We start from the raw sequence: 24751 nt of genomic DNA, 5'->3' as shown, positions 1-24751 counted from the left end.
GATCCGCGAACGGGCCGATTGCCAAGGTGTGGGAGGCACTGATGGTCGATCGTCGCGGGCGGTCGGGACATGACGCTCGCCGCCCGGTCGTCGCGGCGGCGATGGCGGGAGTCCTGGCGCTGGGCGGAGCGGTCGTGGCCGTCGCGACGCCCGTGACGCCCGCCCGCGAGGCGGCCGCGGCCCCGGCGAGGAGCGCACCGCTGGCTGCGGCGCCGGGGAACCCCGGGACGCCGAGCGAGCCGGAGGTCCTGTACACCGAGGACTTCGAGAACACCCCGGACGGGTCGAACACGCTGCTCAGCGACTACACGGGCGCGACCGGCGTCACCTACACCGGCGACCCGGTGTGGGTGAGCCGTCCGGGCTGCAACGGGTTCGTCGTCGACTGGACGAGCACACGCAACGCCCAGGACTGCACCGCCGTGGCCAACGCTCCGCGCTGGTTCGGGAGCATGGCCGCGATCGCCCACGCCTTGGGCGAGCACGCCGGGAACGATCCCGAGACGAACGGCGTCGCCGCGTCGTACACCACCAGCGGCGGGGCGAACGATCTCGTGCAGTTCGAGACCGTCGACCCCGTCACCCTGCCGGCGGCCGACGGCCGTTTCGTCACGTTCGCGGTCGACGCCGGGGCCCAGAATTGCAACGTCTCGGCGCCTCTGCTGCGGTTCTACCTCGTCGACTCCACGGGCGCCGAGGTCCCCGTGTCGAGCTCCGCCATCAACGTGTGCACGGACCCGCGGGGGGAGACGATCTCCGACGCTCCGCTGCCGCAGGGCGGCACCGTGGCGACGCGGGTGGGGTCGTTCGTGGCGAACGGGTCGACGCTCGTCGACGGCCCGTCCCTCGGCATCCGGATGCGCAACGAGAACGGCAGCCCGAACGGCAACGACGGTGCGTACGACGTCGTCGGCGTCCTCGACGTCACGCCCCAGCTCGACAAGTCCTTCTCGCCCGCCGTCGCGCTGGTCGGCACCACGTCGACCCTCACCCTCACGGTCACGAACACCTCCGAGCTCGCCTCGAAGGACGGGTGGGCGTTCACGGACACGCTGCCCGACGGGCTCGTCGTCGCGGACACCCCCGACCTCGACAACCAGTGCACGGCCCAGGTCGACGCGTCGGCGGGCGGGTCGACGATCGCGGTGACCGGCGGCTCGCTCGCGGAGGAGGAGGTGTCCTGCACGATCAGCGTCGACGTGACGTCCGATGCTGCCGGCAGCTACACCAACGGTCCCGACGAGATCGGCGACGTGATCGGGATGAACCCGCCCGCCGACGCGACCGTGGAGTTCGTCCCCCTCGACCTCGGCGACGCCCCCGCGAGCTACGGCACCACGCTGGCCGACGACGGCGCGCGCCACGGCCTGGTGGACTACGACGCCGCGACGAACACCGCGCCCCTGATGCTCGGCGACGCGAACACCGTGGACGCCGAGGCGGACGGCACTCCCTCGGACGCCGCGGACTCCGACGACCTCGCGGGCGTCGACGACGAGGGCGCGGTCGAGGCGCCGGTGACGGTGACCTCCGGCGAGGAGACCGCCGTCCCCGTGACGGCGACCAACGACACCGCCGAGCCGGCCACCCTCGCCGCCTGGCTCGACGCCGATCGGAGCGGCACCTTTGACGACGGCGAGCTGGTCGCCACGCCGGTGCCCGCGTCGTCCGGCACGGACACCTACAACGTGACCCTGCCGGCCGCCGCCACGGGGGAGACGTTCCTGCGCCTACGCCTGTTCGCGGGCGACGTCGCCGAGCCGTCACCGACGGGCGTCGCCGTCGGGGGCGAGGTCGAGGACCACTCGGTGGTGGCCCAGGTGGATGTCGGCCCGCCGTTCGTCTGCAACGGAGACGCCTACCTGTTCCAGAGCGTGCCGAGCGAGTCGTGGGTCGGCGACCTCGTCACGGGCGAGTTCGCCCCGGAGGCCACCGACTTCTACGACTCGCACATCAACGGCATCGGTTTCAACGAGCTCGACGGATACGTCTACGGGTGGAGCAACAGCGCCAGCCCCGGGGGGACGTCGGCGCCTGCCGGGCTGGTGCGCATCGGCGCCGGCTACACCGTCGACAACCTGGGGCTGCCGGAGGGGACGAGCTCGTCGACGCTGTTCGGCGCCGGAGACGTCGACGCCGACGGCGTCTACTGGGGGGCCAATCCGACCGGCGGCCAGGGTTCGGCATGGTCCTGGGCGGCGATCGACGTCGATCCCGACTCTCCGACCTACGCGGAGACCTTGGACACCGGCACGCTCCAGCCGCCGTCCGGGCTCAGCCTCGACAACGACTGGGCGGCCAACCCCGTCGACGGGTCCCTGTACCAGGTGGCGACGGTCGTGGGCGGCACGGCGCGACACCTCGTGCGCGTCGACTACGACGGCGCCGACCTCACGGCCACCGACCTCGGGCTGCTCTCCGCCATCGCCGGCGAGACCAACCCGTTCGGCGCGGTGTACTTCGACGCGGACGGGAACCTCTACGCCGGCAACAACACGAGCGGGGCGATCTACCGCATCGACACCGCCGCCGTGTCGGCGATCTTCTTCGCTCAGGGACCGGGCGGGGTGTCCCAGAACGACGGCGCACGCTGCGCCTCGGCCCCGATCCTCGTCGACTACGGCGATGCACCTGACGCGGAGTACGGGACATCGCTGGAGGCAGACGGTGCGCGGCACGGCATCCAGGAGTACGACGAGGCCGCCGGGACCGCGCCGCTGATGCTGGGTGCCGCGGTGGACGCCGAGGACGACGGCGCGCCGGCCGATGCAGCCGACGGCGACGACGCCGCGGACCTGGCCGACGAGGACGGCGTCGCCGACGCCATCGAGCTCACCACCGGCGTCGAGGCGACGGTCACGGTCTCGGCGACGAACGACACCGACCAGGACGCGACGCTCGCGGGGTGGGTCGACCTGGACGGCAGCGGCGCGTTCGACGTCGGCGAGCGCGTCACGGTCGACGTGCCGGCCGGGTCGGGGACGACGGACCACGAGCTGACGTTCCCCGGCGCGACCGAGCCGGGTGACGCGTACGCGCGGTTCCGGCTCTTCGCCGGGACGGTCGACGATCCGTCCCCGACGGGGGCGGTCTCGAGCGGCGAGGTGGAGGACTACCCCGTCACCGTGCAGAGCGAGCCGCTGACCTGCGACGCGCTCTACGCGCTTCGGGGCACGTCCGCGCCCTACGACGTCCTCGCGGTGGACACGGCGACGGGCGAGCTCACCGCCGAGTACGAGTTCGAGGGCACCGCGGGGACCCCCAACGCGCTCGGCATCTCGGCCGACGGCCGATACGCGTTCAGCCACTTCGAGACGACGGTCTACGTGCTCGACACGCAGACCGACACCACGCAGGCGTTCACCACCGGGCAGAGCGTGTCGGCGACCCACGGCGCGGTGGACCGGGCCACCGGCGTCTACTACTACGGCAACGTCAGCGGCACCACGGCCCAGGTGTACGGCTTCGACCCTGCCACGGGGACGGACCTGGGCCAGGTCGCCGCGATCTCGGTCCCGGGCGCACCGGGGGCCAACGGGGACTGGGCGTTCGACACCGCCGGCAACCTGTACCTGTCCGCGGGAGCGGGGACCAACAACGTCTACGTGGCATCCGGACCGTTGCCGATCACCGTGCAGCCGTCGCCGGTCGCGATCACCGCGACGCTGTTGGGCGGCGTCGCGACGTCCACCCCGATCAACGGGCTCGCGGTGGACGTCCAGGGCTACATGTACCTCAGCAGCAGCACCACGCTGTACCAGGTCAACCCCAGCTCGGGATCGATCGTCGCGCAGCCGGCGTTCTCGCCGTCCGGCGTGAGCGTGGACCTCGCGTCGTGCGCCACACCCGCGACGATCGAGGTGCAGAAGGACGTGGTGGACCGTCGCAACTCCGACGACCAGTTCACGGTGTCCGTCACGGGCGGCGGCCTGGTCGACGGGCTGGGCAACACCGGCACGACGACGGGCACCGACCTCGGCGTGCAGGACGAGGAGGGCGAGGTCGGCGGCCCGGTGCTCGGCCTGGTCGGCGAGACGTACACGGTCACGGAGACCGCGGCCGGGACCGCGGACCTCGCGAACTACACCTCCACCTGGGAGTGCGTGAACCAGATCGACGACGAGGTGATCGCGTCGGGCGAGGGCATCACCGGCGAGTTCGTCATGCCCGCCGCCAGCGGTGAGGGCATCGGCGCGGCCGTGCTGTGCACGTTCACCAACGAGGACCTGCCGCAGCCGGGCCTGACGATCACCAAGACGGCGGACCCCGGCAGCGAGGTCGCGCCCGGCGACACGGTCGACTACACGGTCACGGTGGAGAACTCCGGCGAGACGCCGTACACGGCGGACGACCCGGCGACGTTCACCGACGACCTCACCGAGGTGCTGGACGACGCGGCGTACAACGACGACGCCGCGGCCGACGTCGGCGAGGCGACGTACGACGAGCCCGAGCTGTCGTGGAGCGGTGCGCTGGAGCCCGGGGACACCGCGACCCTCACCTACTCCGTGACGGTGAACGACCCGCTCACCGGCGACGGCACGCTCACCAACGCCGTCACCGGCCCTCCGGAGTCGAACTGCGCCGACGGCACGGAAGCGGACTGCTCGCCCGTGGTGCCGGTGCGGGCGCTTCAGGTCGAGAAGAGCGTCGACGCGTCGACCGAGGTGCACCCGGGGGACTCGGTCGAGTACACGGTGACGGTGACCAACACCGGTCAGGTCGAGTACACCGACGCCGACCCGGCCGTGATCACCGACGACCTCTCCGAGGTGCTGGACGACGCCACCTGGAACGACGACGCGTCGGCCGACGTCGGCACGTCGTCGTACGCCGAGCCGGAGCTGTCGTGGTCCGGCGCGCTGGCCCCGGGCGACGTCGCGACCATCACCTACTCGGTGACGGTGAACGACCCGCTGAGCGGGGACGGCGAGCTCGTCAACGCGGTCACCGGGCCGCCGGAGTCCACCTGCGTGGACGGCACGGAGGAGGGGTGCTCCATCGTGGTGCCGGTGTTCGCCCTGCAGATCAGCAAGGCCACGGACGTGGCGAGCGTCGAGCCCGGGGGCGTCGTCACCTACACGATCACGGTGGAGAACGTCGGGCAGGTGCCCGTGACCGAGGACCAGCCGGCCGTCATCATCGACGACCTGACGGAGGTGCTGGACGACGCCACGTACAACGAGGACGCGACGGCCGACGCCGGCGACATCATCGAGTTCGGCCCCCAGCTGTGGTGGACGCCCGCGGTGGACGTGGGCCAGACGGTCACGATGACCTACAGCGTCACGGTGAACGACCCGCTGACCGGCGACGGTGTGCTGACCAACAGCGTGACGGGCCCGCTGGGCGGCAACTGCGCAGACGGTACGGAGCCCGAGTGCACCACCGACGTGCCGGTCCGCGCGCTGGAGATCGTCAAGACGGCGGACCCGGCCGACGAGGTGCTGCCGGGCGGGGTGGTGACCTACACGGTGACGGTGACCAACCTGGGCCAGTACGCGTACACCGACGACGACCCGGCGACGTTCACCGACAACCTCGCCGAGGTGCTGGACGACGCGACGTGGAACGACGACGCGACGGCCGATGTCGGCGAGACGACGTACACCGCGCCGGAGCTGTCGTGGTCCGGCGCGCTTGCACCCGGCGACGTCGCAACCGTCACATACTCGGTGAGCGTGAACGACCCGTTGACCGGCGACGGCACGCTGAACAATGCCGTGGTCGGTCCACCGGAGTCGAGCTGCGTCGACGGCGCTGGGGGTGAAGAACCGGGGGAGGGCTGCTCTTCGGTGGTGCCGGTGCGCGCGCTGCACGTGGTGAAGTCGTCCGACGGCTCGGGCGAGTCGGTTCCGGGCGACGTGGTGACGTACACGATCACGGTGGAGAACACCGGCCAGGTGCCGTACACCGACGACGACCCGGCGTCGATCACCGACGACCTGAGCGAGGTGCTGGACGACGCCACGTTCGGCGAGGTGAGCGCCGACACCGGCACGGCCTCCTTCGACGACCCGACGCTGTCGTGGTCGGGAGCGCTGGAGCCGGGCGCGACGGCGACGATCACGTACACCGTGACGGTGAACGACCCGCCGACGGGCGACGGGTCGATGACCAACGTGGCGGTCGGGCCCCCGGAGTCGAACTGCACCGACCCCGGGTCGGACGACCCGGACTGCGTGGAGCCGAACCCGGTCCGGGACCTGACGATCACGAAGAGCGCGGAGCCGTCCGGCGAGGTGCTCCCGGGCGACACCGTCGCCTACACGATCACCGTGGAGAACACCGGCCAGGTGCCCTACACGGAGGGCGAGCCGGCCACCGTCGCCGACGACCTGACGGGCGTCCTCGACGACGCGACGTGGAACGGCGACGCTGCGGCCGACGGCGGAGCGACGTCGTACGCCGAGCCGGAGCTCTCGTGGAGCGGCGCGCTGGAGCCGGGGCAGACGGCGACGATCACGTACTCGGTTCAGGTGAACGACCCGGTGTCCGGGGACGGCGTGCTGGACAACGCCGTCGTGGGGCCGGAGGAGTCGAACTGCGACGACGGCAGCGAGGATGGCTGCCACGTGCCGGTGCCGGTGCGGGCGCTGGAGATCACGAAGTCGGCGGACCCGTCGGGCGAGGTGCTGCCGGGCGGCACCGTGGAGTACACGGTGACCGTGACGAACACCGGCGGCGCGGACTACACGGACGCCGACCCGGCGACGTTCACGGACGACCTGTCCGAGGTGCTCGACGACGCGACGTACGACGACGACGCGGCGGCCGACGCCGGCGAGGTCACGTACGCGGAGCCGACGCTGTCGTGGTCGGGCGCCCTCGCGTCGGGCGACGTCGCGACGATCACGTACTCGGTGACGGTGAACGACCCGCCGACCGGCGACGGCGTGCTGGACAACGCCGTCGTGGGGCCGGAGGAGTCCAACTGCGACGACGGCAGCGAGGATGGCTGCCACGTGCCCGTGCCGGTGAAGGCGCTGGAGATCACCAAGACGGCCGACCCGTCGGGCGCGGTGGACGCCGGGGCCACGGTCACCTACACGGTGACGGTGGAGAACACGGGCGGCGCGGACTACACGGACGCCGACCCGGCGTCCGTCACGGACGACCTGACCGAGGTGCTGGACGACGCGACGTGGAACGGCGACGCGACGGCGGACGTCGGGGCGGTGTCGTACGCGGAGCCCGAGATGTCCTGGTCGGGGGCGTTGCCCGCGGGGGAGACGGCGACGATCACCTACTCGGTGACGGTGCACAACCCGGTGTCCGGGGACGGCACGCTGACCAACGCCGTCGTCGGCCCGGACGAGTCGAACTGCACGGACGGCGCCGTCGACCCGGACTGCGGCGCCGACGTCCCGGTGCGCGCGCTGCGGCTGGAGAAGACGTCGGACGCTGCCGCCGGTGCGCGGCCCGGCGACACGATCGCCTACACGGTCACGGTGACCAACACGGGCCAGGTGGCCTACACCGACGACGACCCGGCGACGTTCGACGACGACCTCACGGACGTGCTGGACGACGCGACGTACGACGACGACGCGACGGCCGACGCCGGGGCGACGTCGTACGCGGAGCCGGTCCTGTCGTGGAGCGGGCCGCTCGCGCCCGGGGAGGCGGCGACCGTCACGTACTCGGTGACGCTCGACGACCCGCCGTCGGGCGACGAGGACCTGTTCAACGTCGTCGTCGGGCCGGACGAGTCCAACTGCACCGACCCGGACCCCGACCGCGAGACTGCCGACCCGGACTGCGTCGAGCCTGACGCGGTCAAGGACCTGGAGATCGTCAAGACCGCGGACCCCGACGGCGCGGTCACCGCCGGGGACACCGTGACCTACACGATCGTGGTGACCAACACCGGCACCGCGGACTACACGGAGGACGACCCGGCGTCGTTCACGGACGTCCTGAACGACGTCGTCGACGACTCCCGGTACAACGACGACGAGACCGCCAGCGCCGGAGAGGTGTCGTACGACGACGACCTCGAGTGGCTCACCTGGTCGGGCCCCCTGCCGGCGGGGGAGTCGGCCACCGTGACCTACTCGGTGAGCGTCGAGGACTCGCCGGGCGACTACGGCACCCACGAGCTCGCGAACGTCGTGCTCGGGCCGGAGGAGTCGAACTGCCCCGTGGAGATGCCGTCCGGCGGGGGCGGGGCGTCCGTGGGCGTCTCGACCGCCGTGCCGCAGATGCCGCCGGGCTGCCAGGTGATCATCCCGATCCGCTCGTTCGCGGTGACCAAGACGGTGGACGTCGAGCAGGCGGGTCCGGGGGACGTCGTGACCTACACCGTCACGGTGACGTCGACCGGCAAGGCGCCGTACACCGACGACGTGCCCGCCGGCTTCTCCGACGACCTGAGCGACGTGCTCGACGATGCGACGCCGGACGGCTTGCCGACCGCGAGCGCGGGGGAGCTGGGATACACGGAGCCGGTGCTGCAGTGGCGCGGTCCGCTCGAGGTGGACGGGACGGTGACCGTCACCTACTCGCTGCGGGTGGACGACCCCGACGCCGGGGACGGGACGCTCACGAACGTCGTGACCGTGGCCGACGGGTCGGGCGGTCGGTGCGTCGACGACGGCGCGTGCACCACCAGCACGCCCGTCTCCCCGTCGACCTCTGCGCCGGGGGCCGGGGACGGCGTCCTGCCGCGCACCGGTGCCGGGCTGATCGGGCTCCTGCTCGCGCTCGCCGCGCTGCTCACGCTCGGCGGCGGGCTGCTCTACCGCTCTCGGCCGGGCCGGGAGGGATAGCAGCGGGTCACGAGCAGTCCAGGTCCTCCGCGACCGACGCGGTCGCGTCCACGACGGCCTGGGCCTCGTCCTGCAGGCCGGCGGCGGCCTCCGCGAGGGTGGCGTCGGAGTCGACCGCGCCGAACGCCGTGACCAAGGAGTCCCAGGCGCGGGCGACGTCGTCGGTGCGGTCGTCGGTCACGTCGGCGATGCTCTCCTGCAGCGCCTGCTGCGTCTGCGCGGCCTGGTCGCGGGCGGCCTGCACCTCCGCGACGGTCGCGTCCGGCCCGAGGACCCGCACGAGGTCCTCCACGTCCTCGGTGTAGGCGGCGAGGGCCTCGCACGGGGCCGCGGTGTCATCCCCCATCGCGTCGGTGGTGTCGGCGCCGCACCCTGCGAGCGCCAGCCCCAGGACGCCGAGGAGGGCGAGCCGGGAGGGTCGTGCGGTCGGCTGGCTCATGGTCGGCTCCTTCGTCGTGACCTGACGCTCTCACCTCGACTGTCACTCTCCCGGGCCCCGCTCGCGCGGGGGGCCCGGGACCGGACGAGTTCACCGTTCGACGCGCCGTCCCGGGTGATTTCTGACACCTTCGTAGGTGGTGCTCGCGCACACGGTCGCGCGCGGGCGGTTTGCACCGATGTGTGGAGGGGCACTGATGGTGGTAGGTCGCAAGGCAACGGGTCCGGGGGCACGACACCGGAGGCGTCGCGACGGGAGACGGTTCGGCCGCGGCTGGGCCGTGCTCGGTGTGCTCGCGCTGGGGTTCGCCGGGGCGGTCATCCCGGCGACGTCGGCGTCGGCGGCGTCCTGGCAGGTCTCGAAGGTCGAGACGAGTACCGGTCCGTACCAGCCGGGCCAGACGATCACGTGGGTCGTGACCGTCTCGTGCTCGGACCCCAACCAGGACCCGTGCGTGCCGACCACCATGACGGACCCGCTGCCGGACTACGTCGAGCTCGTCAGCGCGTCGATCCAGAGCGCCGGGACAGGCACGGTCAACCCGGAGATCGACGCCGACACGGACACCGACACGGTGACCTACACGGCCGACAGCGTGAACAACGGGCAGCAGTCGCAGATCCTCATCACGGCTCAGATCGCCGACGACATCCCGTACAGCCAGGACGGCGTGCCGATCACCAACACGGCGACGGTGGACTCGGACAACGCCGAGCCCGCGACGGGCTCCGACGACATCGTCCCCGAGATCCCGCTGAGCCTCGACTCCGAGACCACCAAGTCCATCGACCCGGAGGGCGCGATCGCGAGCCCCGGCACCCCGGCGACGGTGACCCTCGGCAGCACCAACACGTCGAACGACCCGGTGGACTCCCTGGTCATCACCGAGCCGACGGCGGGTACCGACCCGAACCCGTTCACCTACCTCGGCTTCACGGGCTGGGGCGACGTCTCCTGGCCGGCCGGTGCGACGTCCGCGGACGTGACGTTCACCTGTGCGGACGGGACCACCCCGACCGACAGCACCACGACGCCGAACACGCTGCCCGATCCGCCGGCCGACTGCGAGGTCGAGGGCTTCACGGTCGAGTTCGACGGTGACATCGAGATCGGCGCCGAGGCGTCCGTCCCGTTCGACGTCGAGCAGACCGACGCGGTCACCGACCTCACGGACACCACCACCGTGACCGACACCACCTCGTCGAACGTGATCCACGGTGACGACGAGTCCGACCCGACGGACGCCAGCGACACGTACGTCATCACGCCGCCGAACAACGCGGTGACGCCGACCAAGTCGTTCGACCCGGCCGTCGTGAGCGCGGGGTCCCCGACGACGGTCACCCTCGGCGCGACCAACGACGGCGACCCGACCACGTCGATGACGATCACGGAGCCGTCCGAGGGCACGCCGAGCCCGTTCGAGGGCGACGACCCGCTCACCTTCACCGGCTGGGGCACCGACGGTGCCGGAGCCGGCGTGGTGTGGCCGAACGACGCCGACGCCGCGAGCGTGACGTTCACGTGCGCCGACGGGACGACGACGGACCCGATCCCCGCGGAGGCGGAGGACACGCTGCCGGACCCGCCCGCCGGCTGCGAGGTCGTCGGGTTCTCGATCGAGTACACCGGAGACATCGTCACCGGGGCCGAGGCGACGATCCCGTTCACCGCGGACACGGACCCGGACCAGGCCGAGGACAACGTCCTGCACCCGAACGAGATCACGGCCACCATCCCGAACGACTCGGAGACCGCGGACGCGACGCTCGAGACGCTCACGGACCGGCTCGCGACCGAGACGACCAAGTCGATCTCGCCGTCCACGATCCCCGCGCTGCCGGGCCAGACGGTCGTCGTCGGGCTCCCCACGCAGCTGCTGCCGTTCGGCGAGGACGGGTCCACCACCAACGCGGACCAGATCGTGGTCCAGGACCCGACCGACACGGGCGCCCCGGGCGAGTTCTGGGACAACTTCACCGCGTCGTCGGTGCGGTCCACGGACGTGCCCGCCGGCACCGAGCTGACGATCAACTACTGGAACGGCACCGAGTGGGTCGAGGCGCCCGACTGCGGCAGCCCGATCGAGGGCGCCGCGACGGTGAACTGCGACCTCCCCGACGACGCCCAGGGCGTGCAGTTCGTCTACGACGACACGACGGGCGACGGGATCCCGCCCGGCGAGAGCTTCTCCCCGAACTTCGTCGCCGCGTACGACGGCCCGGAGGACCGCGACGACCCGATCGCCAACTGCGGCGCGTCGAGCGCGTCGAACGACGCCGTCGCACCCACCGACCCGGCCGAGGGCTGCGACACCGTCGACCCGTTCCCCGTGCCGGTCGGCCCCGGCGACCTCAACTTCATCGAGAAGTCGTTCCTCGCGCCCGAGGGGCAGAGCGGTGAGCCGTACAGCCTGCGCGCACGCACGCAGGACGAGATCACGGCGCAGATCACCTGGTCCACCAACGGGTTCGAGGGCGTGGACCCGATGGTGATCAGCGACGTCGCCGACCCGGTGGCCGCCGACGACCCGGCGATCGCCGGCTCGTACTACGACGCCTTCAACCTCGTCGAGATCCAGGCCGACGACCCGCTGCTCCAGTACGACCAGATCGAGAGCGTCGAGCTGTTCATCAACGGTGCCTGGGTGGAGGCCTCGGGCGACCCGTGCCCGGAGGCCTGTGACGGCACCTTCCCGGGGTACACCCTCACGGTCGACGAGCAGGAGACCGCGACCTCGGCGCGGCTCACCTACACCGAGTCGCCGGGGCGCGACCCGTTCCCGAGCGACCCGACCGTGCCGGCCGCCGGCTCGGGCGTGGCCCGCTCCACCCAGTCGGACGGCAGGCACCTCGACCTGACGTTCCAGCTCCGCGACGACCGCCGCAGCGGCGGGCCCGCACTGGGCGAGCAGCAGGGCGAGATCTACAACAACCCGGACGACCCGGGCCTCGTCACCGACACCGCGCGCGGCACGGCGACCTTCCAGGGCGTCGACCGCACGGACACCGACGACGACGACGTGCTCATCCTCGACCAGCCCATCAACGTCGGGATCACCAAGGACTGGACCGGCGGCCCGCTCTCCGTGCCGCCCGAGGGCACCCCGTACGAGGACTTCCCCTCGACCGTCGCGACCATCACCGGGTCGAACAACTCCGTGGCCCGGGTGGACGAGCTGCGGCTCGCCGAGCCGTCGTACGCCAACAACGACCTCGTCGTCGAGCCGCAGGTCGGCGCGGGCACCAACCCGTTCGACGCGTTCACCCTGACCGACATCATCGACGTCGCGCCCCCGGACGGGACGGAGACGACCACGGTCACGCTGACCACGGTGGGCGGCGGCACCACGGACTACACCGACGTCGAGGCCGAGGCGTTGACCGCCGCGCAGCTCGAGAACGTGATCGGGGTGGAGGTCACCTTCGACGGCCGGATCGCGTCGACCGAGTCGGGCAACAACCAGGGCGTCCTGGAGATGAACCTCAAGCTCCGTGAGTTCGACCGGTACACCGGCGAGCGGGTCACGGTGGACCACGACCCCAACCCGGTGCCGAACAGCGCCGGCGCCGAGGTCTCGGACCCGGGCGGCACCACTGCCCAGACCCCGCAGGCCTGGGACACCGCCGAGATGGAGCTGCGCGACGCCGAGATCACGATGGAGGAGACGAAGTCGTTCAGCCCGGGCACGATCGTCGAGCCCGGCACGGACGCCGAGGAGAACCCGACGTCGACGCTGACCATCACCGGCCAGCCGACCGGACCGTCGCGCGCCGTGGAGATGACGCTCACCGACGTGGACGGCAGCTTCTGGAACCAGTACGACCTCGTCGGCTTCGACGGGTCGACGCTCACGGCGCCGATCGACCAGGTCCAGGTGGACGCCTACACGGGCGGCACCTACGACGAGGCGAGCGACACGTTCACCGGCGGCACGTGGACCGACGGCGAGCCCTCGGGCACGTTCGCGCTGCCCGACGGCGTGGACGCCGCCGACGTCGTCGGCCTGCGGTTCACGTTCACGAGGGCCGACGGGGCGATCTGGGAGAACCCCGCGAACCCGACGCAGGCGGTGAACCTCGACGTGCAGGTGCGGGACACGTTGCGCTCCGACCCGAGCACCCCGGTGCCGAGCGACCTGGAGCTCAACGAGCCGGCGCCGGGGGAGGACGCGCCGGGTGTCGCCACCAACGACGTCACGGCCACGGTCACGGGCGCGGACCTGGTGTTCAACCCGGACGACCCGGAGAACCCGACCCCGGTGTCCAGCGAGGCCGAGGCGTCCGGGACGATCAACTACGAGCACACCGAGAACGGCGTGAAGATCGTCAAGGACTTCGACACCGACATCACCGGTGGGACGAAGCCTCCGGGCGCTCCCTTCCCGATGAACATCACGGTGACGAACGTCGGGAACCGGCCGATCTACGACCCGGTCGTGATCGACGACCCGATGCCCACCGACGACGACGGGCCGCAGCTGACGCTGGCCGACGTCGACGAGCCGTTCAGCTACGCGCTCACCGAGCCCGGCACCGCGCCCCCCGGGCAGCCCAACGGGCCGCAGATGCCCACGGACCCGGGCGACGTGACCGTGGACCAGGACGGCGACATCGCTGGCCTGACCTGGACCTTCCCCGAGGGCACCGTGCTCGAGGTGGGCCAGGTGTACACCATCACCGTGCAGGTGGAGTTCCGCACCACCCTGCCCGCCAACACGGTGGTCGAGAACACGGCCGGCGTCACCGGCGACCGGCCCTGGGACGTCTGCCAGGCCCAGTCCGGGGACGACGGGAGCACCATCGACGGGCGGATCAACGAGGAGACCGGAGCCTGCGAGGCGGACTCGGACGTGACGCCGATCCCGTCCGGCGTCCTCGCCGAGTCGAAGACCGTCAAGGCGACGAACGACGAGTACCCGCTCGGCATCATGGTCGACCCCGACCAACCGGGCAGCGTCACGCCCGAGGACTGCGAGCCGGACGCGGACGGGTTCTACTCCTACCCCTGCACGCCGATCATCCCGCCGGGCCAGAACGAGACCTGGCGGGTGCAGGTCGACAACGTCGGCAACCTGCCCATGGACAAGGTCGTGATCTACGACCGGCTGCCGACCCCGGGTGACACCGCGTCGGACCCGACCAGCGACTCGGCCCGCAACTCGCAGTGGGCGCCGCTCCTCACCAAGGAGTACCCGCCCGAGGTGGTCAACGCGCCGGTCGGCAGCACGACGGCGTTCTACTACACGCTGGTCGACGACTACTGCGCGGACGACCTGACCGACCCGCTGAACGAGCCGACCTGCTCGGACGACCCCGAGGCGGGCGGCTGGACCGAGCTCACCGCGGACACGAGCGAGGCGACCTACCGGCAGATCACCGCCTTCAAGGCGGTCATCACCATGGCGGACGGGAACCTCTTCCGGCCGGGCAGCTCGCTCGCGCTGGAGGGCACCACCACCACGCCGCCGGAGACGCCGGAGGCGGGGGACCGGTCGATCGCGTTCAACTCCGCGGCCGCATCCGGCGTCGTCGTGACCCAGGGCGGCGACCGCATCAACTCGCTGTCCACGGAGGGCGTCAAGGTCGGCGTCGCCACGGCGTCCGGCCCGCTCCAGGTGGACAAGCTGGTCACCGGCGAAGGAGCGGCGAACGCGCCGGACTCGTTCGACCTCAACGTCGAGTGCACGTCCGCGGTGGGCACCTGGGTGGAGGAGGAGCTGGATCCGATACCCATCACCGTCACGCCCGGGACACCGGTCGTGGTGCCGGACCTCCCGTACGGCGCGGAGTGCACCATCACGGAGGACGGGGACGCCGGGCAGACCGAGCTCGTCGTCGGCACGGTGACGATCGACAGCGAGGACCCGGACGACCCGACGACCATCACGGCGATCAACCGGTACGACCTGTCGAGCATCGTCATCGACAAGGAGGTCGTCAGCGACGCCGTGGACCAGGACGGCAACCCGGTCGAGTTCGGGCCGTTCGACGGCACCGTGGAGTGCACGTTCCTCGGTGAGGACGTGTACGCCGAGGGCTTCGGTCCGGACGACCCGATGACGTTCCAGCTCGAGGACGGCGAGTCCGTCGAGTTCGAGGGGCTGCCCGTGGGTGCGGAGTGCACCGTCACGGAGACCGGTGCGGGCAACGCGTCGTCCACCACGATCACCGTCGACCAGGGCCTGCCCGGACACCCGGTGACGACGGACGGTCCGTCCACCGACCTCACGCTGGTCGGTGACGTGGTCGGCCTGCCGACCAACGACGTGACGCTGACCAACACCTACGACGTCGGCGCGATCGACCTGCAGAAGGTGGTCGACGGGGAGGGGGCGGACCAGTACGGCACCGGTCCGTTCGACATCGACGTGGTGTGCACGTTCGACGACGGCGACGGCACCGGACCCCAGACGGTCTACGACAGCACGGTGGTGCTGGGCGGCGCCGGGCCGCTCGACGCGGAGATCGCCAACCTGCCCGCAGGGGCGGAGTGCACCATCACCGAGACGGACGACGGCGACGCCACCGGCTCGGTCGTCGTCCCGGACACGGTGACCGTCGGTGCCGGGGAGACCGCCGAGGTGGTCATCACGAACACGTTCGACGTCGGCTCGATCGAGGTGAACAAGGACCTCGCCGGGCTCGGGGCGCTCTACGGGCCCGGGCCGTTCGACGTGGAGCTCATGTGCACCTACGGGGAGGACGAGAACGGCAACCCGGTGGACATCGCCATCCCGGGCGGCGCGGAGCGCGAGATCGACGGCGGCTCGACCGTCACGTACGACGGCCTGCCCGTCGGCGCCGAGTGCGCGCTCAACGAGACCGACGACTTCGGTGCGTCGTCCACCACCATCTCCGTCGACGGCGGCGACCCGGTGCCCGGCACCGAGGTGAACGGCATCGTCGTCCCGCCGGCGCAGGAGGACGGCTCGCCGACCACCATCACGGTGGACGTCACGAACACGTTCGACACGGCTCCGCTGGTGGTCCAGAAGACTGTGGACGGCGACGGCGCGGCCTTCGCCCCGGACATGCCGGACCTGCCCGAGCCGCCGGAGTCGATCGAGGACGTTCCGGACTACGTTGCGGCCGTTCAGGAGGCCTACGGCGACCTGCCGTACGCGGTCACCCTGGAGTGCACCAACCCCGAGACGGGTCCGGTCGGGACGATCCCCGGCGGCGCGGACCGGCGGTTCGGCCCCGGCGTCCCCGCGGTCTACTTCGGGCTGCAGGACGAGGACTCGTGCACCGTCACGGAGACGGACGCCGGGGGCGCGACGTCGTCGACCGTCGCCCCTGACCCGGTGACGATCGACGGCGACGCCACGATCCAGGACCCGATCACGGTCGACGTCACCAACACCTACGACACCGGGTCGATCGAGGTCGACAAGGTCGTGGACGGTGACGCGGCGGAGTTCGTCACGGCGCCGTTCGAGGTCTCGCTGGCCTGCACGTTCGAGGGCCAGGACATCGAGGTCCCGGACGGTGCCACGCGCACGGTGACGCCGGACGAGCCCGCCACCTACGACGGCCTGCCGATCGGCGCGGAGTGCGTCGTGACGGAGACGGACGCCGCGGGCGCCGCGTCGTCGACCGTCTCCACGACGGTCGAGGACGGTGACCCGGGCCAGGTGGTGGTGCCGGGCGCGGACGCCGACCCGGCGGTCATCACGGTGACCAACACGTTCGACGTCGGGGCGATCGCCGTGGACAAGGTGGTCGACTTCGAGGGCGACTCCTACGACGTCGGGCCGTTCGAGGTGACGCTGGCCTGCACCTTCCAGGGGCAGGACATCGAGATCCCGGGCGGGGCGGCGCAGGAGATCGCGGCCGGTGACACCGTCACCTACGAAGGCCTGCCGATCGGCGCGGAGTGCGTCGTGACGGAGACCGACGACGGGGGCGCGGCCTCCTCGACGGTCTCGACCGTCGCCGGGGGCGACCCCGGCGCGGTGACGGTCGCGTCCGACCCGGCGCAGGTCACCGTGACCAACACGTTCGACCCGCCCCCGCCTCCGGGCGGTGGCGACAACCCCGGTGGCGACACCGGTGGTGGTGACAACGGCGGCGGCAACACCGGCGGCGGCTGGCTGCCGACCACGGGTGCGGACATCGCCCTGTGGGTCGGTCTCGCGGTGCTGCTGGTCGCCGGCGGCGTGATCCTCGTCGGAGTGCGGCGCCGGAACCAGCACTGACGGACGCCGCGACGGCGCCGGCCCTGGTCACGGGGCCGGCGCCGTCGTCGTTCGGCGGGCGGAAGCTGCCCGGCGGTCCTACCGTCGAGACGGGCGCGACCCGCGCCGTCCTCCTGGAGGGAGCAGCACCGTGACCATCTCCGGCATCATCACCGCGATCATCATCGGCGCCATCATCGGGGTCCTCGGGCGGCTGTTCGCCCGCGGCCGGCAGAACATCTCGATCATCGCGACCATCCTCGTCGGGATCGTCGCGGCCCTGCTCGGGACGCTGGTCGCGAGCCTCTTCGACGTCAAGGACACCGGGGGCATCGACTGGCTGGAGCTGATCTTCCAGGTCGTGCTCGCCGTGATCGGCGTGACCCTCGTCGCCGGGATGGGGGGCCGCAAGCAGTCGCAGCCCTGACGCGCTACGCGGCGGTGCCGAAGTCCTTCCGGCGCCGCGAGCCGTGCGCGGTCTCGCCGTCGGGCACGATCGCGTCGGCGGGCACGACGATGCCGGCGGGGACGCGGCTGCCGGCGCCGAGTCTGGTGCCGGACCCGACGCGGGCGTCGTCGCCGACGACGCCGCGGACACCGACGTGCACGTTCTCCTCCACGCGGGCGCCCTGCCCGACGACGGCGTCGACGTCCACCCAGCTGAACCGGCCCACCGTGGCGTGCGCGCCCACGCGCGCGCCGGCCTCGACGTAGGCGCCGGGCCGGATGGTCGCGTCGGGGTGGACGGTCGCGTGCGGCGAGACGAAGCCCTCGCCGTTGTCGTGCCGGAGGTAGCGGGTGAACTTCCCCGGCTCGTGCTCGACCTCGACCTTTCGGGGGATGCGTCGCAAGAGTGCTCCTCTGTGGTGCGGGTGGATCTTGTGACATAACGCGCAAGCGGTGCCTGGTGTTCCCGGGGGCAGGCCCGTCGACAGCGCGGCCGTGACTTCCCGTGTGCAGTACGGTCGGGTCCTCAGCGAGAACGCCGCCGGGTGGCGCGTGGACGAAAGGGAGCGCTGGCGTGCGCAGACACCGTGCGAGGCTGGCGGACGTGGCCGAGGCCGCAGGCGTGTCGATGTCGACCGCGTCGAAGGCCATCAACGGGCGCGGACGGATCAGCGCCGCCACCCGCCGGCGGATCCTCGACAGCGCGCGCGAGCTCGGGTTCGTCGCCAGCAGCGGTCCGGGTCGGCAGCCGGTCACGTCCGTGGGCGTGCTCGCCGCCGACCTGGAGTCCCGGTTCTCGCTGCCGATCCTCGACGGGCTCGAGGACGGCCTGAGCTCGTCCTCGTCCTTCGTGCACCTCTGCAACGCCCGTGGCGACCGGCTGCGCGAGCGCCACCAGCTCAACGCCCTGCTGGATCGCCGGGTCGACGGGCTGATCGTGGTGGGCGGGCGCACGGAGGAGCGCGACCCGGTGGGCGAGGACCTGCCCGTCCCGGTCGTCTACGTGCACAGCCGGTCCCGGAACCCGCGGGACACGTCGTTGGTCGTGGACGACGCGCAGGGCGGTCGCCTCCAGGTCGAGCACCTCGCCACCCTCGGGCGCACCCGGGTCGCGCACATCAGCGGGCGGCCGCAGTACCGGGTGGCCGCCGACCGCAGGGGCGGCGTCCTCCAGAGCGCAGAGGCCCTGGGGGTGCGGCTCGTCGCCGACCTCGCCGACGGACCGCGGACCGCCCTGTGGGGCCGCTCGGCGATGCTGCGCATCCTCGACGACGTCGGGGCCGGCGCCGTCGACGCGGTCGTGTGCGACTCCGACGCCATCGCGCTCGGCGTCATCGACAGGCTCCGGCGCGAGTCGGTCCGCGTCCCCGAGGACGTCGCGGTCGTCGGGTACGAGAACTTCGGCCCGCTCGTCTGGAACGCCGACCCGAGCATCACGAGCGTGGACCTGAAGCTCGAGGAGATGGGGCGCGAGGCGGCGAGGCGCCTGCACGGCGCGCTCGCGGGCAGGGGCCTCGAGCCGGGGGTCGTCGCGATGCCGTGCGAGCTGGTGCCGCGCGGGTCGACGACGCCCGGCCTCTGACGCACGTCCCGACCGACCCCTCCTGTTGACGGTGCTCGCCACTCGCGCTACGTTCAGGAAACCGCATTCCCATAATGTTGCGCACGTACAGAGAGGTACGGACGATGAGTGCACGACGGTCAGCAGCACGATCCGCGGTGGCAGCCGCCGCCGGAGTGGCGGCGGCCCTGGCCGTCGCGGTCCCCGCGGCACCGGCCTCGGCGGGCTATGACGCCCTGCCGGCGTTCCCGGGGGCGGAGGGGTTCGGGTACGCCGCGACGGGAGGCCGCGGCGGCGAGGTCTACCACGTCACGAGCAAGGAGCTGACGGGGCCGGGCACCTTCCACGACGCACTGACCACCGCGGGCGACGTGCCACGGACGATCGTCTTCGAGATCGCGGGGGACGTGGCCATCCCGCAGATCGTCGTGCGTGACAAGCACGGGATCACGATCGCCGGCCAGACGGCGCCGGGGGACGGCGTGACCATCACGGGGAACACGATCCGGTTCGTCGAGAGCAGCGACATCGTCATCCGGAACATGCGGTTCCGGCTCGGCTCGGCGTCCACGGACGACGCGATGTACATCGAGGACTCGCAGGACGTCATCGTCGACCACTCGTCGTTCTCCTGGGCGGGTGACGAGGTCCTCTCGATCAAGAGCAAGGACTACGACGACCCGAGGTCGAAGAACATCACCGTGCAGTGGTCGATCATGTCGGAGGGCCGGCTGACGCACTCCATGGGCGGGCTCGTCGAGATGAACACGATCTCGATGCACCACAACCTCTACGCCCACAACAACGACCGGAACCCGAAGACCAAGGGCGTCATGGACTTCGTGAACAACGTCGTCTACAACTGGGGCGACTTCCCCTACGTGGCCGGCGGCGAGTCCGGGACCAAGGGGTACGGCAACGTGGTGGGCAACTACTTCGTCGCCGGCGTGAACTCCGCGAACCCCACCGCGGGGGTCGTGCGGGGCAACGAGAACTACCAGGTGTTCCTCGACGACAACCGGATCGACAGCAACCGCGACGGCGTGCTGAACGGCAGGAACACGGGCTCGGGGATGATCGAGGCCGCTCGTCCGGCCATCCGGGTCCCCGAGCGCTTCGAGTACCCGCCGGTGCACAGCCAGAGCCCTCGCCGCGCGCTCGACCTGACGCTCGACCACGCCGGCAGCTCTGTCGTGCGCGACGCCGTGGACGCGCGGGTCGTCGAGGAGGTGCGGCACCAGACCGGCGCGATCATCGGGGACGAGTCGGACGTCGGCGGCTACCCCGAGCTCGACGAGGGCACGCCGGCCCCCGACGCCGACCGCGACGGCATGGCCGACGACTGGGAACGCGCGCGGGGGCTCGACCCGGCGGACCCCGAGGACCGCAACGGCGACGACGACGGCGACCGGTACACGAACCTCGAGGAGTACCTCCACGAACTCGCCGCGCCGGGCTTCCCGAAGGGCTACCCCATGACGCCGGTGGACTGGTCGGGCGAGGCCTTCGAGCCCCCGGCGCCCGAGGCGCCGGAGGCGGCCCCGACGGCGCCCATGAACGGCGACGCGATCCGCAGCGCCGTCGTCACGGACTCCAGCAGCACGGGTGCGGAGAACGCCGCGCTGTGGTCGATCCAGCAGAACCTGCAGGTGGGGGACTACGCCGCCGGCGACCGGATGACGGGGAGCAAGGCCTACCGGTTCACCCAGGTCCCCGACGAGCTGCGCGGCACCGAGTGGGTGCGCTCGGCCGTCGCGTCGCGGGCCGCGCCCGACGACGACCTGCTCTCCTTCTACCTGCCCCTCGACGCCGACGTGTACGTCGCGCACGACACCCGGATCTCGCCGCGCCCCGCGTGGCTGACCGACACCTACGAGGCCACCGGCGGCACCGTCACCGACGACCACGGCGGCGAGTGGGACGTGTTCCGGGCGCACTTCCCTGCGGGGTCGCGCGTGGTCACGGGGGCCAACGGGGGCGGCACGGTGCTGAACTACTTCGTGGCCGTGGACCCGGTGCCGGGCGACAGCACGCCGGTGGCCGCCGCGCCCGGCGACGTCCGGGCGGAGGCCTCGGGGGACTCGTCGGTCGCCGTCACCTGGTCGGGTTCGGACGGCGCCACCGCCTACCTGGTGGAGCGCGCGTCGTCGTCCGACCCCGCGATGCGGGTCGTCGGGAGCACCGCGGACACCTCGTTCCGTGACGACGACGTCGAGGCCGGCGTGCCGTACCGGTACCGGGTGACGGCGGTCGGGCCGGGCGGGTCCTCGGACGCGTCGTCCGAGGTGAGCGCGCTGGTGACCGCGGGGACGACGACGGCGCCCGCGCCCGGCGACCTCGACGTCACCGCCGAGCGGAGCTACTCGGTCGACCTCGGCTGGGCGGAGGTGGACGGGGCCACCGCGTACGGCGTCTACCGGGCGCCGGCCGGCGGCGGCACGTTCGAGCTGCTCGCGCACGTGGCCGGGCCCGGCTACACGGACGAGACGGCGGAGCCGTCGTCGACCTACCGCTACGCCGTCACCACGGTGTCGCCGGGTGGCGAGTCGGAGCCTTCCTCCGACGTCGAGGCCGCGACGTCGGGCCCGCTGGACCCGGCCGTCGCCCCCGCGGGCGTGCGGGCGACGGAGGTGTCGGCCGCGGCGTTCACCCTCGACTGGGAGCCGGTGGACGGCGCCGAGACGTACCAGGTGTACCGACGGGACAGCGGGGGCGCGTTCGCCCCGGTCGGCACCACCACCGAGCCCGGGTTCACCGACGACACGATCAGCGCCTCCGTGGCCTCCTACGACTACGCCGTCGCGGCGGTGAACGAGCTGGGCGAGTCGGAGCAGAGCGAGAGCGTGACGGTCCCGCTACCGGTGCCTGCGCCGCCCACCGACCTGCGCGTGGGCCGTCAGGGCGCCACGTTCACGGGCCTGGTCTGGACCTCGGGCGGGGGCGCGACGGAGTACCGCGTGCTGCGGTCGGAGGCCGGCGGCGAGCCGCAGGAGGTCGGCGTCGCTAAGGTGCACACCACCTACGACCGGGACCTCGAGCCAGGAACGGAGTACACCTACCGGGTGGTCGCCGTGAACGCGGCCGGCACGTCGGAGCCCTCCGTGGCCCTGGAGGCCAGCACCCTGCCGCGGTAGCGCGTCCTCGACGTAGCGCCTGATGACGCTTCCGGCACCGGGACCGTCATCAGGCGCTACGTCGACGTCAGACGGTCGCGGGGAATCCCTCGGCCTGGACGTCCCAGTCGGAGGGGAACCCTGCCCCGCCAGCAGGTTCGTCCATGTGGGCGCGTGCCATCAGCGCGACGGCGGCGAGCAGGCCGCCGTTCCCGGGGAGGTACAGCGGCAGGGACTCCGTCTGGTGGTTGTGCCCGTTCGGCAGCACGACATTCTTGCCCGCGGGGTCCATGAGGGCGTCGACCGCCCACCCGGGCTCGCCGAGGCGCGTCGCGGTCATCGCCATCATGGGGTAGTCCCAGCCCCAGGTGGTCGTCCAGTCCCAGTCGCGCAGCACGTCCTGGTACGTGGCGCGCATGACGGCGGCGTCGATCAGCCCGACGTCCGGCACGATGCCCAGCGCCCCGAGCATCGAGGGGTGGTCGGTCCGGATCGTGTACGGCTCGACGTCGACGCCGGTATAGACGCCGCCGCGCACGTGCGGCGCCACCATGCCTTCGGCGACCTCCGCCCAGTGCTCCTCGACGGGCAGGCCGAGCCGTTCGCGCCACGCGTTGGCGGTGCGCAGGGTCCAGCGCCAGTACGCCAGCTCGAACGGCGGGTTCGACAGGCGGGCCCGCTCGCCCGCGTAGCTCTCCTGCGCGGGCACGAGCGGCGGGCCGAGCGTGAACCCGTCAGGCCCCTTCTGCGCGAAGGAGGCCATGAACTCTGCCGACGCGAAGACGACCTCGGCCTGCTCGCGCAGGAATTCGTCGTCACCGGTCACCCGGTGCACGAGCTCGGAGAGGTAGACGACGTGCGGCTGCTGCCACACGAGGTGGACGCCGATGGAGCTCGGGGTCTCGCGGAGCACGGATCCGAGCTGCTTGGGCCAGCGGGCCCCGGCGTAGCCCTGGGCGTGCGCCGTGTCCCTGGCCAGCGGCAGCGCGTGCCGGTACCAGCCCAGGCTCGGCCGCAGCAGCTCCGCGCGCCCCCACATCGGGAAGTGTGCGGCGTGCCACCAGTGCATCTCCAGGTGGAACTTGCCCCGCCACGAGCTGCACACCAGCCCCGTCTCCTGCGGTGGGAGGGAACCCGCACAGTTCACCGCGGTGACGTACTGCGACAGCACCACGCGCCGTTCGAGCTCCAGGGCGCGCGGGTCCGCGGTCCCCGCGAGCTGGAGGGCCGCGCCGGACTCCCAGAAGCGGTGCCAGTGCGCGGCGGCCGCCCGGAACACCTCCTGCGCGTCGCCCGCGGTCGCGGCGGTGTCCGCGTGGTCGGCACGGGTGGGCAGGAGGACCATGTCGCCCCGCCCGTCGGTGGTGAACTCGACGGTCACGTCCACGACGTCCGCGGTGGGCCGCAGCACCACGCGGTGCGGCTCGACGTGGGACAGCTCGGCGCCGGACGCCCCGACGTGAACGCGGTACGTCGAGTCGTCGAGCCGGCGCTCCACGAGCCACCCGCCGGCGACCGCCGTGACGTCGGTCGAGTGGGCGTCGGGGGAGTCCCAGTCGGCGGCGTTGTGCCAGTCCGACGAGCCGTACGGGAAGTCGACGGCGACGGCGAGGCCCGCCGCGAGGGCGGAGCGGACGGTGACGCCGACCCGGTCCCGGTCGGGGTGGACGGCGGTCCTCACCTGGACGGGGACGCCCTTGTGGGAGAACGCGCTGTCCACCGTCCCCGTCCACAGGTCGAGCCTCTGCCGGGTGTCCGTGAGGTCGCCCGGACGCAGCGCGGCGAGGCGCCCGCCGTCGCCGTCGCTGTCGTGGGCGGCGACGAATCCGACGCGGCCGAGGTCCAGGCGGTGCGGGTTGGCGCGGAACCACCGGTTGGCGTCGTACCCCGGGGTGCCGCGCCGGCTCTCCTCGACGTAAGGGACCAGCCGGCCGTCGACCTCGTACCGGCGGGTGGTCTCCTCGAGCGTGTACTCCCGCTCGCCGGCGATCGAGTGCCAGGCCCACTGCGACTGCGTGCCCAGGAGGGTGCCGGGGGCGTCCCGGTCGGGCTCGTGGCCGCGCTTGAGCACCGGGTACTCGCCCGGCAGGGACTGGAGGCCCGTGAGGTCCACGGTGAAGCCGAGCTCGCCGTTGCCGACCGTCACCGGGCTCCGCGGGTCCAGGGTGGTCTGCTCGACGTTGTGCCGGCGCACGAGCGCGCGCCGGTCGATGGGGTGTGAGGGATGCAAGGCGAGACTCT

General features: G+C 72.1%; 8 protein-coding genes. 5 read left to right on the top strand and 3 right to left on the bottom strand.

Going from position 1 to position 24751, the window contains the following annotated elements; all coding sequences use genetic code 11:
* Positions 1–41: 41 nt before the first annotated feature.
* On the top strand, positions 42–8771 hold the full coding sequence (locus tag ACQFYA_RS20220; protein ID WP_499127188.1) for a DUF7927 domain-containing protein: 8730 nt from the start codon (positions 42–44) through the stop codon (positions 8769–8771).
* 7 nt (positions 8772–8778) lie between these two features.
* Here the strand turns inward: ACQFYA_RS20220 and ACQFYA_RS20215 are convergent, their stop codons facing one another.
* On the bottom strand, positions 8779–9210 hold the full coding sequence (locus ACQFYA_RS20215) for a hypothetical protein (protein WP_499127184.1): 432 nt from the start codon (positions 9208–9210) through the stop codon (positions 8779–8781).
* A gap of 280 nt (positions 9211–9490) precedes the next feature.
* Between ACQFYA_RS20215 and ACQFYA_RS20210 the strand changes: the two genes are divergently transcribed.
* Both ACQFYA_RS20210 and ACQFYA_RS20205 read left to right on the top strand, forming a co-directional pair.
* Positions 9491–17410, top strand: coding sequence for a DUF5979 domain-containing protein (locus ACQFYA_RS20210; protein ID WP_499127178.1), 7920 nt, complete (start codon positions 9491–9493; stop codon positions 17408–17410).
* 130 nt (positions 17411–17540) lie between these two features.
* Positions 17541–17816, top strand: a complete 276-nt coding sequence (locus ACQFYA_RS20205) for a GlsB/YeaQ/YmgE family stress response membrane protein (protein ID WP_499127176.1) — start codon at positions 17541–17543, stop codon at positions 17814–17816.
* Positions 17817–17820: 4 nt separating this feature from the next.
* Here ACQFYA_RS20205 and ACQFYA_RS20200 read toward each other — a convergent pair whose 3' ends face one another.
* Positions 17821–18240: a transferase gene (locus ACQFYA_RS20200; RefSeq protein ID WP_499127173.1), complete on the bottom strand. Its 420-nt coding sequence runs from the start codon at positions 18238–18240 to the stop codon at positions 17821–17823.
* 200 nt (positions 18241–18440) lie between these two features.
* Between ACQFYA_RS20200 and ACQFYA_RS20195 the strand changes: the two genes are divergently transcribed.
* Positions 18441–19418, top strand: coding sequence for a LacI family DNA-binding transcriptional regulator (locus ACQFYA_RS20195; protein ID WP_499127169.1), 978 nt, complete (start codon positions 18441–18443; stop codon positions 19416–19418).
* Positions 19419–19555: 137 nt separating this feature from the next.
* Positions 19556–22531, top strand: a complete 2976-nt coding sequence (locus ACQFYA_RS20190; protein WP_499127166.1) for a fibronectin type III domain-containing protein — start codon at positions 19556–19558, stop codon at positions 22529–22531.
* A gap of 67 nt (positions 22532–22598) precedes the next feature.
* On the opposite strand, the gene ACQFYA_RS20185 is transcribed toward ACQFYA_RS20190, so the two are convergent.
* Positions 22599–24740, bottom strand: coding sequence for a hypothetical protein (locus ACQFYA_RS20185; RefSeq protein WP_499127163.1), 2142 nt, complete (start codon positions 24738–24740; stop codon positions 22599–22601).
* Positions 24741–24751 lie beyond the last annotated feature (11 nt).

Origin of the sequence: Promicromonospora sp. Marseille-Q5078, assembly GCF_050315395.1 — a bacterium.
Taxonomy (GTDB): domain Bacteria; phylum Actinomycetota; class Actinomycetes; order Actinomycetales; family Cellulomonadaceae; genus Isoptericola.
Note: the sequence above shows the minus strand (reverse complement) of the source record. Positions and strands in the feature narration are given on the sequence as shown.